Here is a 13,718-nt window from a genome sequence, read left to right as displayed (position 1 = left end):
CCCCATGGACGCTCAGACCCCCACTCCGGTCCCGCCGCCCGGCTGCCCCGCCCACACTCCGGGCGGCCGGGTTCCGCTGTACGGACCGGAGTTCGCGGCGGACCCGCAGGCGTACTACGACTACCTGCGCCACTACGGGCCGACCGCGCCCGTGGAGCTGGCCCCGGGCGTCGAGGCCACCCTGGTGACCGACTACCCGACCGCGCTCCACCTGCTCCAGGACAACGGCTCGTTCCGCAAGGACGCACGCCGCTGGCGGGCCTTCAACGAGGGCCTCGTCCCGCCGGACAGCCCGGTCGCGCCGCTCCTGGCGTACCGGCCCAACTGCATGTTCAGCGACGGCGCCGAGCATTTGAGGCTCCGTCAGGCGATCACCGACAGCATGGCGCGCGTCGACATGAACCGGCTGAGCAGGAGCACCGAGCAGATCTCGGACTACCTGATCTCGCAGTTCGGTGCGCGCGGCTCGGCCGACCTGCTCGGCGACTACGCGCGGCAGCTGCCGCTGTTCGTGTTCAACCAGCTCTTCGGCTGCCCCGCGGACGTGGGCGACCGCGTGCTGTTCGGCATCTCCGGGATGTTCGACGGGGTCAACGCCGAGAAGGCGACCGAGGTGCTGTTCCAGGCCGTGCACGAGCTGGTCGCGCTGAAGCGCGCCCGGCCCGGCGAGGACGTCACCTCGTGGCTGATGCAGCATCAGGCCCGGTTGACGGACGAGGAGATGGTGCACCAGCTCGCGCTGCTGCTGGGCGCGGGGGCGGAGCCCCTGCGCAACCTCATCGGCAACACCCTGCACCGGCTGCTGACCGACGACCGGTACGCGGACGGGGGCGGCCTGATCGGCGAGGCCCTCGACGACACGCTGTGGGACAACCCGCCCATGGCCAACTACGCACCGCACTACCCGGCCGCCGATATGGAGTTCGCGGGGCAGCACGTGCGCGCGGGCGACCTGATGCTGGTCAGCTTCGCCGCGGCCAACACCGGTCCGGCACTGGCCGCTTCGCGCCAGGCCGGGAGCAACCGGTCCCACCTGGCGTGGAGCGCGGGTCCGCACGGCTGCCCGTCGAAGGACCCGGCGCGGCACATCACCGTCACGGCCGTCGAGCACCTGTTCAACCGGCTGCCGGACGTCCAGCTGGCCGTCCCGGAGGACAGCCTGGTGTGGCGTCCGGGCCCGTTCAACCGTGCCCTGGCCGCCCTGCCGGCCCGTTTCACCCCCGTCTCGGCACCCCCCCGCGCCGACGGCACCGGGTCCGGCGGGACCGCGGCGCAGGAGGAGCCGGGGGCGGCCGCGAAGGGCGAACGCAGCGGCCGCTGGAGCCAGTTCCTCAAGTGGCTGGTGAAGTGAGGCAGGAGTGAACCGCAGCCTCCGGATGGCGGCATGACGGTTCGAACACGGGGTAATGATCACCGCGTTGTTGTCCGTGATGCCGCCGATGCTGAGGAGTTCCCGTGGACCACAGATCCACCGACGTCGTTTGGATACCGGCCCACCGTGGCGGTCAGCGCCCCGACACCCGCCCCCGCCGGCGGGTGTCGTCCTGTGGCCCCCGTTCCCTGACGGGGGCCGCCGGCGGGGTGCTGCCGGGGGCCGGCACGCTCGGTGGGTTCACGGCGGAGCAGCTGCTGCGGCTGTGCGAGGTCGCGGGGCTGGGTGCGGACGACGCGGAGGCGTACGCGCACACGCTGGTGTCGGCGCTGGGTCCGGCGGCCGAGCGCCCGCTGGACCTGCCGCCGCCGAACCGTACGTACCTCTCCGACGACCACACGCCGGTCGAGTTCTCCCTGTCGTTCACGCGGGGCGGCACGCCGGCGCTGCGGGTGCTCCTGGAGCCGGGCTGCGGTGTGGGCAGCCCGGCGGAGAACGGGCGGGCCGGGCTGCGGGCCGTCCGGGAGATGGCCCGCCTCTGGAACTTCTCCACCGACCGGCTGGACGACCTGGCCGACCTCTTCTTCCCGGCGGATCCCCAGGGGCCGTTCGCGCTCTGGTGCGCGCTGGAGCTGGTGCCGGGCGGCGTGCCCCGGGTGAAGGTGTACCTGAACCCCGCGGCGTCCGGGCAGGAACGTTCCGCCGGGACGGTGCGGGAGGCGCTGCGGCGGCTGGGCCACGACCGGGCGTACGCGTCCCTGCCGGGGGCCGACGGGTATCCGTTCCTCGCCCTGGACCTGGGTGACTGGGCCGCGCCCCGGGTGAAGGTCTACCTCAGGCACCTGGGGCTGTCGGCGGCCGACGCGGGCGGCCTGTGCCGGATGGCCCCGGGCCCCGGCCCCGAAGAGGTCGAGGAGTTCTTCGGCGTCTCCGCGGGCGCTGCGGAGGCCGGCGGCCAGGGCTGGAGCCTGCCGCTCGACCGGCGGCCCGGCCTGTCCTGCCACTCCTTCACCGAGGCGGGCGCCGGCCTGCCCAGCGGCTTCACCCTGCACATCCCGGTGCGGGACCACGTACGGGACGACGCCGAGGCGCTCGCCCGCGCCGAGGCCCTGCTCGGCCGGTACGGCATGGACCCGGCCCCGCTCGCCCGCGCCCTCTCCGCCCTCACCGCCCGCCGGCTGACCGACGGCACCGGCCTCATCGCCTACCTGGCCCTGGCCCACCAGCGCGGCTGCCCGCCGAGGATCACGGCCTACGTGTCGTCGGAGGCGTACGCGGTCCGCCCCCCGTCCCCGCCCCTGCACGCCGCGGCGCGGTAGGTCCGTCGGGGGTGGGAGTCTCCGGGGACGTGATCGAACGGGACGACGCGGTACGCATCACCGCGTCCGTGTCCGCGTCCGTGTCCGCGGGCTGCCGGCCCGTAGTCCGGCGCAGCCCGTGAGCCGGGTCGACGCCGTGCGCAGCCGCGGTGTCGGCCCGGACTTCTGAGCGACGGACGGGCTCCCCGTCATCTGCCCGGGCAGACGGCAGCCTGCAGTTTCTGCGGCAGGAGGTACGGGCGCTCGGCGGGGAACAGCCGTTGTGCCCTGGCGGCGTGCCCGGCCTGCATCAGCGCCGCGGCCTTGCGGACCTGCGGGGTGAGGTCGGTGAGACCGACGACCCAGTCGTCGGTGAACGTGCGGATCAGGCGGCGGCCGATGCCGACCTGGATGCTGTAGTGGTTCAGTGCCGCCCCGCGCGGCGAGCGTTCCGGGTCCCACTGGACGTGTACGGCCGCCCGGGCGACGGCCTCCGGGGCGGCGGTCGTCAGCACGGCCCGCGAGAGGGCGTCCTCCCAGCCCTCCCGGGTGATCCGCACGGCGAGAACACGCTCCTGACCCGGCTTGCGGGCCCAGTTGCTGCGGTGCATCAGCCACGCGAACGACGGCTTGATCCACGTCATCCGGTGGAACGAGAACGGCTCGACGAAACGGCCCGCCCGCAGTGCCGCGTCGGCTATGGCAGGCGAGTACGCCTGGTAGACCACGATCGTGTGGGCGTCGTGGTCGGCACGGATCTGGTACTGGGGCGTCATGAGCCGCACCCTGCCACCCGGCCGGCCTGCGGGTCGAGCCGATTTCCCCTCCCCCTGGGGGCGGTTGACCTGCGCCGCTCACATGCGCTGCGCGGCCCGGTCGAGCAGGGACCCCATCTCCCGCAGGTAGGGGCCCACGTCGACCTGGATCGACGTGCCGCCCTCCGCCGTGCCGTAGCGGGCGGCGATGCCGGTCAGGTACGCGGTGATCTCCTCCCGCATCGCCGCGGCCGGGGGCAGGTCCGCCGTGCCCGCGACGATGCGGGCGACCCAGCGCGACTGGGCCTCGACGAGGCGGGTGATGGCGCCCACCGGGCGGACCAGGCCGATGAAGTGCAGGCCCGGACGGTCGGGGGCGACGACCCGCCGGTACAGCTCGACCGCACCGGACGGCCCGACCGGGCAGCCCGCCTCCAGGAACGGGAAGTCCATCCGGTAGCCCGTGCAGTAGACGATCGCGTCGGCCTCCTCCGAGCTGCCGTCGGTGAAGACGACCCGCTGCCCGTCGAGGTGGTCGATGGCCGGCCGGGGCGTCACCGCCCCGTGCCGGATCCGGCTGAGCAGCTCGTCCGAGATGGTCACCGGCGAGGAGAAGATCGGGTGGTCGGGCTCGGGCAGCCCGTAGTCCGAGAGCCTGCCCCGGGCACAGAGCAGGGCCCGCTCGACGAAGGCGATCTGCTCGGGCAGCGACATCGCGGTGAACCAGGGCTCCTCGGCCATCTGGTCGACGGATCTGCCGTACAGCTGCTTGGGGACGATGTGCAGCCCGCGGCGCACCGAGAGCACGGTCCGCGCGGCGTGCCGGGACAGGTCGGCGGCGATGTCCACGGCGGAGGCGCCGAGACCCACCACGACGACGCGCTGCCCGCGGTAGTCCGCGCCGTCGTGGTAGTCCAGGGCGTGCAGGATCGTTCCGGCGAAGGAGTCGGCGCCCGGCGGCGCGGGCTTCGGCAGGGTCGGGACGTCGTTGTGCCCCGAGGCGACGACCACGTGCCGGAAGCTCCGGGAGGCCTGCACCCCGGACGCGTCCCGGCTGACCACGGTCCAGCTCGCGTCCGGCTCCTGGCGCACGGAGAGCACCTCGGTGCCGAACTCGATGCGGTCGAGCAGCCCGGCCCACTCGGCGAACGACCGCAGGTAGGCGGCGACATCGCTGTGCCGGGGGTACTGCGGGAGCGTGTCCGGCATCGGGAAGTCGGTGTAACCGGTCAGCTGCCGGGCGGTGTTGAGGTGCAGCGACGCGTACCCGGGACCGGTCTCCCCGGCTCCGGGACGGCGCCAGATGCCGCCGACGCCCGGCGACTTCTCCAGGCACACGAACGCCGTCCCGTCGGCCGCCAGCGCGTGCGCGGCCGCCAGTCCGGACAGGCCCGCACCGATCACGCACACGCTCAGGGTCTCTCCCACGGGTGCTCCCTTCCGCTCTCCAGATCGTGATCATGCCATCGCACCGGAGCCCCGCAACAGGGCGTGTGGAGGCTTCTGTTCCGCCACCGTGGCGCGATTCCGACCCCGCGTCAGGGTGCTGCGGGGCGGCCCGCGACCAGGTGGAGGCGGTCGCCGGGGAAGGCGTCCCGCAGCACCGGGTCGTGGGTCACGAGGACGACCGCGCCCGGGTAGCGGGCCAGCGCCTCCTGGAACTCGTCGGTCAGCGCCGGGGCGATGTGGTTCGTCGGCTCGTCCAGGACGAGCAGCCCGGCCGGCCGGGACACCAGGCGGGCCAGCTCGATCCGGCGCCGCTGGCCCGCCGACAGGCCCCGGGCCGGGAGCAGCAGGTCCTCGGCCCGGAACAGGCCCATGGCCAGGAGCTCCGCCGCGTGCTCCGCCGCCGGACCGGGGCGCCCGGCCGCGTACCCGGAGAGCAGCGTGGCGCCGGGCCCGGCGGGCAGCGCCGCCGGCTCCTGCGGGAGGTAGCCGACCCGCGCCCTGACCGTGACCCGCCCGGCGTCCGCCCGCCGTACGCCGGCCAGCAGCCGCAGCAGGGTCGACTTGCCGGCCCCGTTGGCGCCGGACACCAGCAGGCGGCCGCCGGGCGGCACGCGCAGCGCCGGCACCCGCAGCAGGTCCCCGACCACCACGCCCTCGGCCTCGGCCACGGGCGGTACGGGCCCTTCGGCGCCGGGCACGCCGGGCTCCCCGGCCTGAACCGCACCCGGCGCGAAGCCCTCCGGCACCCGGCCCGCGTCCGACCTGCCGCCCGCACCCGGCACCGCCCACGTACCGGACACCGCCCGCGCACCCGGGCCGGGAGGAGCCACCGCGGGCCCCGTGCGCAGCTCGGCGGTGAAGCGGAGCGGCACCGGGGGCGGCGGCACCGGGTGGGCCCGCAGGTCGTCCAGGCGGGCCCGGGCGGCCCGTACCCGGCCGGACAGCTTGGCCTCCGAGGACCTGCGGTGCTTCCCGAAGCCCTGCCGGGGGTTCTTGCCGGTCCCCGCGAGCCGGGTGCCGGACGCGTCGACGAGCGCCTCGGCCCGGGCCGTCGCCTCCCGCCACGCGCGGTGCTCCTGCGCCAGCCGGCGCCGCTCGGCCTCGCGGGCGGCCCGGTAGCCGTCCCAGCCGTCGCCGTACCGGCGCACGGTGCGGGTGTCGGCGTCGACCTCCAGGACGGTGGTGGCGTACTCCCGCAGGAACGCCCGGTCGTGGGTGACGACCAGGACGGTGCCGCGGTGGGCGGCCAGGCGCCGCCGCAGCCAGTGCACGGCGTCGCCGTCGAGGTGGTTCGTGGGCTCGTCCAGGAGCAGCAGCCCGGCACCCGAGCAGAGGGCGCCGGCGAGGTCCAGCCGGGAGCGTTCGCCGCCGGACAGGGTGTCCAGGGGGCGGTCCCGGCCGATGCCGCCGACCCCGAGGCCGTCGAGGGCGGCGGCGATCCGCGCGTCCGCCTCGTACCCGCCGCGGCGCCCGAAGTCCTCCAGCAGCCCGCCGTAGCGGGCGAGTTCGGCGGGGCCGGCGTCCGCGAGGTTCTCCTCGGCGCGGCGCAGGGCGCGTTCCAGTGCGCGCAGTTCGGAGAGTGCCGCGTCGACGGCGTCCTGGACGGTGGCCGTGGGCGGCAGGGCCGAGGTCTGGGCGAGGTGCGCGATCCCGCCGGCGGCCCGGACGGTGATCTCCCCCTCGTCGGGGGCGTCGAGGCCGGCGAGGAGCCTGATCAGCGTGGACTTGCCCGACCCGTTCTCGCCGACGACGGCGACCCGCTCTCCGGGGCGGACGGTGAAGGAGACCCGGTCGAGGACCCGGCGAGGTCCGAACTCCTTCGACAGCCCGCGGACGGCGAGCTGGGACCGTTCGGCGGGCGCGTCGGCGGAGGCGGGTCCCGGGGCGGGACCGCGGGCGGGGGCGGCAGCGGAGGCCGGGGCGGGATCGCGGACCGGGGCGGGATCCCGGACGGCGGCGGGGACGGGTGCCGGGGCGGGTCGGCGGGGGGCGCGTTCGCGCATGGTTCTTCCCTGACGTGGGTGCGGCCGGCCCGGGTGACGGGGCGCGGCGGCGATGGGCACGGGACGTCACGTGGGAGCGCCGGGGGCCCCGCACACGCGCCTCGGGGCGCGGCCGGACGGTCAGGCGTCCCGGGTCCCGGGAATCAGAGGAAGAAGTGGAAGCTGCCCATGCGCCCACCGTAGCCGAGCCTCCCGGACGGGTGCATGCCCTTTTCGCCGGGATTCCGTACGCCCGTACCGGTGAGGTCCGGCGTGCTGTCGAGGATCGCGGACCGGCTTCGACGTCTCCTGTGCACCGGCCCCGCGGCACGCGACCGGACGACGGAGCGGAGCGGCGGAGCGGGCGGAACAGACGGACCAGACGGAGCAGACGCACGACACACGGAGGAACGCCATGAAGTACCTGGTGATGGTGCAGGGCGCGCAGGCCGACTACGACGCCATGAACGGCCGGGCCTCGGCACACAGCCCGGCCTGGAGCGAGTCCGAGCTGAAGGCGATGTTCGCCCACATGAACGCGATCAACGACGACCTGGCGGAGTCCGGGGAACTGGTCGACGCGCAGGGCCTCACCGAGCCCGCGAGGACCCGGCACGTGACCGCGGACGCGGACGGCCGGCCGGTCGTGACCGACGGGCCGTACGGGGAGACGAAGGAGGTGCTCGCCGGGTACTGGGTGCTCGACTGCGAGAGCCTGGAGAGGGTGACGGAGATCGCGGCGCGGGTGGCGCGCTGCCCGGCGCCGTCCGGCGCCCCCGTCTTCCCGGTCGTCATCCGGGAGATCGACGAGGCCGGTGGCGGCGAGCTGGGCGGGGGCGAGACCGGTTGACCGGGCCCGGGCCCGGCCCGCGGGACGTCGAGGACCTGCTGCGGCTGCACGCGCCGCAGGTCCTCGGCGCGCTGGTGCGCCGGTACGGGCACTTCGACGCCGCCGAGGACGCCGTACAGGAGGCGCTGCTCGCCGCGGCCGGCCAGTGGCCCCGGGACGGGGTGCCGGCCAATCCGCGCGGCTGGCTGATCCGGGTGGCCTCCCGGCGCCTCACGGACGCGCTGCGGGCCGAGGCGGCCCGGGCCCGGCGCGAGGAACGGGCGGTGCGGCTCGAACCCCGCGAGGTCCGGGCGGCGCCGGCCGACGACGACACGCTCACCCTGCTCTTCCTGTGCTGCGACCCGGTGCTGCCGCCGGCCGGGCGGGTCGCGCTGACGCTGCGGGCCGTGGGCGGGCTGACCACGGCGGAGATCGCCCGCGCCCACCTCGTCCCCGAGGCGACGATGGCCCAGCGGATCAGCCGGGCGAAGGCGCGGCTGAGGGAGCACGGGGCCGACCGGACCTTCCGCCCGCCCGGCCCCGGGGACCGCGACGCCCGCCTGGCATCCGTGCTCCAGGTGCTCTACCTGATCTTCAACGAGGGCTACACCGCCACCTCGGGCCCCGCCCTCCACCGCCCCGACCTGGCCCGGGAGGCCATCCGCCTGACCCGCACCGTCCGCCGGCTGCTGCCCCGCGAGGGCGCGGTGACGGGCCTGCTCGCCCTGATGCTGCTCACCGAGGCGCGCAGCGCGGCCCGCGCCGGGCCGCACGGCGAGCTGGTGCCGCTCGACGAGCAGGACCGCACCCGGTGGGACCGGGCGGCGATCGCCGAGGGGACCGCCCTGGTCGAGGAGGCGCTGACGGAGGGCCTGCCCGGCCCGTACCAGCTCCAGGCGGCGATCGCCGCGCTGCACGACGAGGCCCCGGACGCGGAGGGGACGGACTGGCCCCAGATCCTCGCCCTCTACGACGTCCTGGTGGCCCGGTCGCCCGGCCCCGACCCGATGGCGGAGCTCGGCCGGGCGGTCGCCCTGGCGATGGTCGAGGGCCCGGAGGCGGGGCTCGCCGCGCTGACCGCCCTGGAACCCCGCCTCGCCCGGTCCCACCGCCTGTCGGCGGTCCGCGGCCACCTCCTCGAACGCGCCGGCGACCCGAAGGGCGCCGCCGAGGCCTACCGCGCGGCCGCCCGCGCCACCCTCAGCCTCCCGGAGCGCCGCTACCTCCAGACCCGGGCCGCCCGGCTCGACCCGTGACCGGCACCGCCGCACCGGCCCGGGGCCGCGCGACGCGGAACCGGCCACGCCGGCGTGGTCCCGCGCCCACGCCCCACCGGCACATAACCTTCCGGAACCGACCATCCGTCACATCGGGAGCCACCGTGCCCTCTCGCCTCAACCCGTACATCAGCTTCGACGGCGACGCGAAGTCCGCCATGGAGTTCTACCAGGAGGTCTTCGGCGGCGAGCTGGCCGTCCACACCTACGGCGGCTTCGGGGGCGAGGCGCCCCCGGGATACGAGGACAAGATCATGCACGGCATGCTGGAGACGCCCCGCGGCTTCACCCTGATGGGCGCCGACAACCCGCCCGGCATGCCGCTGAACGCCGGCAACAACATCGCGGTGAGCCTGAGCGGCGACGACGCGGACGAACTCCGCGGCTACTGGGACAAGCTGTCCCACGACGGCACCGTGTCCGTCCCCCTGGAGAAGCAGATGTGGGGGGACGTCTTCGGCATGTGCACCGACCGCTTCGGCATCACGTGGATGGTCAACATCGCCGGCGAACACCAGTCCTGAACCGGAACACGCCGCGACCGCGCCGCCCGGCGCACGGGCGGCGAGCCCGGCCAGCCGCCGTGCCGGCCTGCCTCAGGCCGGCAGGCCGGCCCGCATCCGGCGGTCCCGGGGGGCCTGGGTGCGTTCCAGGCGGGCGTCCAGCAGGCGGGCCGCCGCGTCGCAGCGGCCGTCCGCCGTCAGCGCGTACAGCAGGGTCTCCTCGACGACCTCGCGCTGCGCCGCGCTGCCGCCGACCCGGCGCAGCACCGGCAGCAGCGCGTCGAGGCCGCGGGCGGCCTCGCGGAAGCGTTCCTCGACGAGCGCGGCGAACGCGTCGCACAGGGGGGCGATGACCTCGCGCTGGACCTCGTCGGCGGCCGCCGCGTGGTCGCGCAGGCGGCGCAGCGCGGCCAGGTCCCCTGCGGCGGTGAGGGTGATGGCGCAGTGCAGGGCCGTGAAGGCGGTCGCGGGCCGTTCCAGGACCTCCGCCTGCACCGCGTCCAGGACGTCCGCGGCGGGCAGGTCGCCGCGCCAGCTGTCGCTGAGCCGGGCCCGCCACAGCAGGGAGCCGGAGTCCACCAGGGCGCGTACGCCGGTCACGCGGCCGGGGGCGAGCTGCGTGAACCAGCGCCTGCGTACGGCGGCGGGGTCGTCCAGGGCCAGTTCGTGCAGGGCGATGTGCCAGGAGAAGTGGGCCCGGTGCACGGCGCCGCGGCCCCGCCCTGCGACCCAGCGTTCCAGCCAGTCGCGGCCCGCGCGGTGCGCTCCGCTCTCGTAGTGGACGTGGGCGAGCGCGTGCACCGCGTGCCCGGAGGCGGGTTCGACGGCCAGGGCTCGGTGGGCGAGTTCGCCGGCCTCGTGCAGGCGGCCCTGCTCCTGCCGCAGGAACGCCAGCAGCGAGGTGTGGAACCAGTGGCCGTCGTACGCGGCGGAGGTCCGCTCGACCAGGCGCAGCGCGTAGTCGTCGTCGAGGTCGTCGACGCCGGAGAAGGCGATGGTGGGCACGGCCACGGCGAGGGCGAGGGCGTCGGCCGGGTGGTGCTCCAGGTGCCGTACGAGGGCCGCGTCGCCGTCGTCCCCGTGGACGCGGCGGGTGACGACCTCCACGAAGGAGCGCTCGCGTTCACACGCGCGCTCCCTGGCACAGCGCTGCGCCTCCGCCAGGGCCCTGGGTACGTCGACGGCGGCGCCGCACTCGTGTCCCAGCAGGGCCAGGGCCGCGTGCCCGAGGGCGAAGCCGGGGTCGAGGCGGACCGCGCGGGTCAGGGAGTCCTCGGCGCCCGCCCGCACCTTCAGGATCCGGTCGAGTCCGGTGCGGTAGGCGGCGGCCGCCTCGGCGTGGGTGAAGAGGGCGAGGCCGTGTCCGTCGAGGGGGCGGCGCGTGGTGCGGCGCCGGGGGGCCAGCGGTGCGAGCAGTTCCTGGCCGAGGGCCGCCGCCTGCACGCGGATCTCGGGGATGGCGGTGGTCTCCCACAGCTCACCGCGGCGCGGGGCGCCCAGGGTGTACAGCGGCAGAACGGCGGTCCCCTGCTCGTCGAGCAGGCGCCCGTCGAGGGTGGCGACGCCCATGCCGAGCGGGCCCGGCGTCGCGGTACCGGCCTCGAACAGGGAGCGCCACAGGGGGTCGGCCTGAACCGGGCCGGGCCCCGTGCAGTCGATGACCCAGCCCACGTGCAGGTCGCGCCCGCCGGAGAGCCCGACGTCGAGCGATCCGTCGGCGCGGACGCCGGCGCTGGTGACGGTTCCGGCGTGGAGGGCCAGCCGGCGCGCGGTGCGGGCGCGCAGGATGGACTCGCCGGTCGCCGGCGCCATGCGGTGGCGGTGGGTGTTCCACAGCGCGCCGTCGCGGCGCAGGAATGCGGCGCGCTCCTCGGTGGTGAGGCGGCTCCACAGGCGCGCGGTGTGCGGGCGCAGGCTGTCGAGCGCGGGGCGCCAGTCGCCGTACAGGCGCACGGCGCGGGCGATGTGGCGGTAGACGACGCGGCGCAGCCGGTCGTACGGGACGTCGTGGATGCCCTCGGGGGCGGGCACGGGGCCGGCCGGGGTCAGGGTGTGCGGCTGGGGCAGCAGACCGTTGCGGGACACGGTGTGCACGGTGCGGCCGGGACGTTCGAGGGTGAGCGCGAGGTCGACGGAGGTCAGGCCGGAGCCGACGAGAAGGACGTCGCTGTCGTCGGCGAGGGGCCCGTCCAGGGCACCGGGGGCCCAGGGCGTGGCGATGAACCGGTCGGCGACGCGCAGTTCCTCGGGCGCCCAGCCGGCGGTCGGCGCGGCGGGCCCGGTGGCCAGGACGGCGGCATCGGCATCGATCCGCGTCCCGTCGGCGAGCCGAATCGCCACCCCGCCCTGCCGGCCTTCGCCGACGTGCTCGGCCCGAATGGCGAGCCGACGCACGGACACGGTGCCGTGCGCGCGGACGATGGTCTGGGCGAGGGTGTCGGCGAGGTAGGCGCCGTACCGGTACCGGGTCGCGAACTCGCCTGCCGTGACCCCGGGCTGGCCGTGGCGGCACAGCCACCGCACGAAGTGGCCGGGGTCGTCGGGGTAGCAGCTCATGCCGCCGGCGGGCACGTTGAGGCGGTGCCCGGGATCCCGGGTCGAGTAGGCGGTGCCGCGGCCCGCTTCGGGGGCCGGGTCGATCAGGACCAGGTCGATGGGGGTCCGGCGGCGCGTGGCCGTCTCGCAGAGGTGGACGGCGGTCAGCGCGCCTGCCGCACCCGCGCCGACGACGGCCACCGTGTACCGCTCACGAACTGGACTCATGTGATCCTCCGGAAGTGATCGGCGGAGCCGACGGGACGCAACTCCACCTTCGGTTCGCGCGAGCTTTTCCCACTGGCTAGGTAGGAAAAGCTCTCCCCCAGAGGAACTCACCAACCGCTCGAAAACCACTCAGGCACCACTCGGAACGGGCCGCAACCGGCGCCCCGATCTGTTCGAGAGGCAGGGCGTGAGCGCTCGAAGAGCGGTCGGGCCCGATTGCGGCCATGGGAAGCCGCCCTCAGCGCCGGCAACCATCGCCGCGCCGTGTCGCCGCACCCTTCGGCGGGTGCCGAGCAGGGGCACTCCGCCGGGGAACGCCACCCGGGTCCGCGTGCGCGCGGCATGCCGCTGCCGGGGCCCGCTCCCCAGGGAAGGGGCCCCGGCTTCCGCGTGGCGGCTATTCCGTGACGGCGATCTTGCCGTTGACCGCGGCCGGGGAGGTGTCCGGGCCCGGCTTGGGTGCTGTGAGGCCCTTGAGGAGCTGGGCGAGGTCGACGCCGGTGGTGGAGCCGAGGAGTTCCATGCCCTGGGCGACGTTGTCGGCGACCGTCCGCGAGAGCTTGTTCGCGCCGTCGGTGGAGATGACGGTCATCTTGTCGATGGCGGACAGGGGTTCGGCCGCCTTTGCGACCACCTGGGGCAGGGCGTCGACCAGCATCTGCACCATGGCCGCGTCCCCGTAGCGCTCGTACGCGTCGGCCCCTCTGCATCGCCTCGGCCTCGGCGGTGCCCCGGGCCGCGATGGCGGCGGCCTCGGCGTCGCCCTCCAGCCGGACGGCGTCCGCGATGGCGGCGCGGCGGGCGCGCTCGGCCTCGCCGCGCTTGGCGCCCTCGATGGCCTCGGCCTCGGCCTGCTTCACGCGGGCGATGCGCTGGGCCTCGGCCTGCTGCTCGGCCTCGTAGCGGCGGGCGTCGGCGGGCTTGCGGACCTGGGTGTCGAGCTGGCGGTCGGTCAGAGCCGCCTGGCGTTGGCTACACCGACGGACATCGCACCGTCCGCGTGCGCGTCAAGGGCCTGCGCTGGACGCCCAAGGTGCTCGGGCCCGAACTGGACGCCGCGATCCGCGAACTCATCGGCGACCGCACCGAGGGCTACATCTTCGCCACCCGCACCGGCAAGCCCCTGGACGAGCCGTCCGTGTGGCGCACCCTGCGCAAACTGGCCCAGCGAGCCGACCTATCGCAGGCGGACCGGCTCCCGCCCCACTCCCTCAAGCACTCCGTCATCAACCACGCCTTCGGGCGCCCCAGCGCCCGGGCCGAGCGCATCCAGCAGGCCGCCGATCACCGCGACCCGCGCACCACCGCGCGCTACCACACGCGTCGCAGGCTGCTCGACCAGAGCCCGATGTACGACATGGCCACCACCACCGCCGCCGCACTCAGCCAGTACCCGCGGTCCGATTGCGCCACCGTCGCCGAAGGCGGCCGGCGACCATCCCCCGACGAGGGGCAGGGCGACGTCGGCGCCCCCTGATCCAGCCCGCCCC

At 75.5% G+C, this 13,718-nt stretch carries 9 protein-coding genes and 2 pseudogenes; 6 read left to right on the top strand and 5 right to left on the bottom strand.

What is annotated here, in order from left to right; translation table 11 throughout:
* Positions 1-4 precede the first annotated feature (4 nt).
* Together ACIF6F_RS05130 and ACIF6F_RS05125 are read left to right on the top strand one after the other, a co-directional pair.
* Positions 5-1,351 (top strand): cytochrome P450, encoded by a 1,347-nt coding sequence (locus tag ACIF6F_RS05130; protein ID WP_399941387.1) that lies wholly within the window; start codon positions 5-7, stop codon positions 1,349-1,351.
* A 104-nt stretch (positions 1,352-1,455) separates the two neighbouring features.
* Positions 1,456-2,691 carry a tryptophan dimethylallyltransferase family protein gene (locus ACIF6F_RS05125; RefSeq protein WP_399941384.1) on the top strand — a complete coding sequence of 412 codons (1,236 nt, stop codon included), beginning with the start codon at positions 1,456-1,458 and terminating at the stop codon, positions 2,689-2,691.
* Between the two features lie 188 nt (positions 2,692-2,879).
* Here ACIF6F_RS05125 and ACIF6F_RS05120 read toward each other — a convergent pair whose 3' ends face one another.
* The 3 genes from ACIF6F_RS05120 to ACIF6F_RS05110 all read right to left on the bottom strand — a co-directional run bounded on the left by ACIF6F_RS05120 (position 2,880) and on the right by ACIF6F_RS05110 (position 6,877).
* The gene (locus ACIF6F_RS05120) at positions 2,880-3,446 is read right to left on the bottom strand and encodes a DUF4291 domain-containing protein (RefSeq protein ID WP_399941381.1); all 567 of its coding nucleotides are present in this window, start codon (positions 3,444-3,446) and stop codon (positions 2,880-2,882) included.
* Positions 3,447-3,524: 78 nt separating this feature from the next.
* Positions 3,525-4,841 (bottom strand): flavin-containing monooxygenase, encoded by a 1,317-nt coding sequence (locus tag ACIF6F_RS05115; RefSeq protein WP_399942169.1) that lies wholly within the window; start codon positions 4,839-4,841, stop codon positions 3,525-3,527.
* Positions 4,842-4,963: 122 nt separating this feature from the next.
* Positions 4,964-6,877, bottom strand: coding sequence for an ABC-F family ATP-binding cassette domain-containing protein (locus ACIF6F_RS05110; RefSeq protein WP_399941378.1), 1,914 nt, complete (start codon positions 6,875-6,877; stop codon positions 4,964-4,966).
* Between the two features lie 394 nt (positions 6,878-7,271).
* Between ACIF6F_RS05110 and ACIF6F_RS05105 the strand changes: the two genes are divergently transcribed.
* The 3 genes from ACIF6F_RS05105 (at position 7,272) to ACIF6F_RS05095 (ending at position 9,486) form a co-directional block, all read left to right on the top strand.
* On the top strand, positions 7,272-7,706 hold the full coding sequence (locus ACIF6F_RS05105) for a YciI family protein (protein ID WP_399941375.1): 435 nt from the start codon (positions 7,272-7,274) through the stop codon (positions 7,704-7,706).
* Complete coding sequence (locus ACIF6F_RS05100; RefSeq protein ID WP_399941372.1) at positions 7,703-8,941, top strand: RNA polymerase sigma factor; 1,239 nt, start codon at positions 7,703-7,705, stop codon at positions 8,939-8,941. The genes ACIF6F_RS05105 and ACIF6F_RS05100 overlap by 4 nt, the downstream gene beginning before the upstream one ends.
* 125 nt (positions 8,942-9,066) lie before the next feature.
* The gene (locus ACIF6F_RS05095) at positions 9,067-9,486 is read left to right on the top strand and encodes a VOC family protein (protein WP_399941369.1); all 420 of its coding nucleotides are present in this window, start codon (positions 9,067-9,069) and stop codon (positions 9,484-9,486) included.
* A gap of 72 nt (positions 9,487-9,558) precedes the next feature.
* Here the strand turns inward: ACIF6F_RS05095 and ACIF6F_RS05090 are convergent, their stop codons facing one another.
* On the bottom strand, positions 9,559-12,228 hold the full coding sequence (locus ACIF6F_RS05090; protein ID WP_399941366.1) for an FAD/NAD(P)-binding protein: 2,670 nt from the start codon (positions 12,226-12,228) through the stop codon (positions 9,559-9,561).
* A 397-nt stretch (positions 12,229-12,625) separates the two neighbouring features.
* Positions 12,626-13,208, bottom strand: a pseudogene (locus ACIF6F_RS05085) (flotillin domain-containing protein); the annotation flags it as partial.
* Between the two features lie 17 nt (positions 13,209-13,225).
* Between ACIF6F_RS05085 and ACIF6F_RS05080 the strand changes: the two are divergent.
* A pseudogene (locus tag ACIF6F_RS05080) lies at positions 13,226-13,705 on the top strand (tyrosine-type recombinase/integrase); the annotation flags it as partial.
* Between the last annotated feature and the right edge of the window lie 13 nt (positions 13,706-13,718).

Source organism: Streptomyces sp. NPDC086023, assembly GCF_044540325.1.
Classification (GTDB): Bacteria; Actinomycetota; Actinomycetes; order Streptomycetales; family Streptomycetaceae; genus Streptomyces.
The sequence above is the reverse complement of the archived record's forward strand: the minus strand, read 5'-3'. Positions and strand labels throughout refer to the sequence as shown.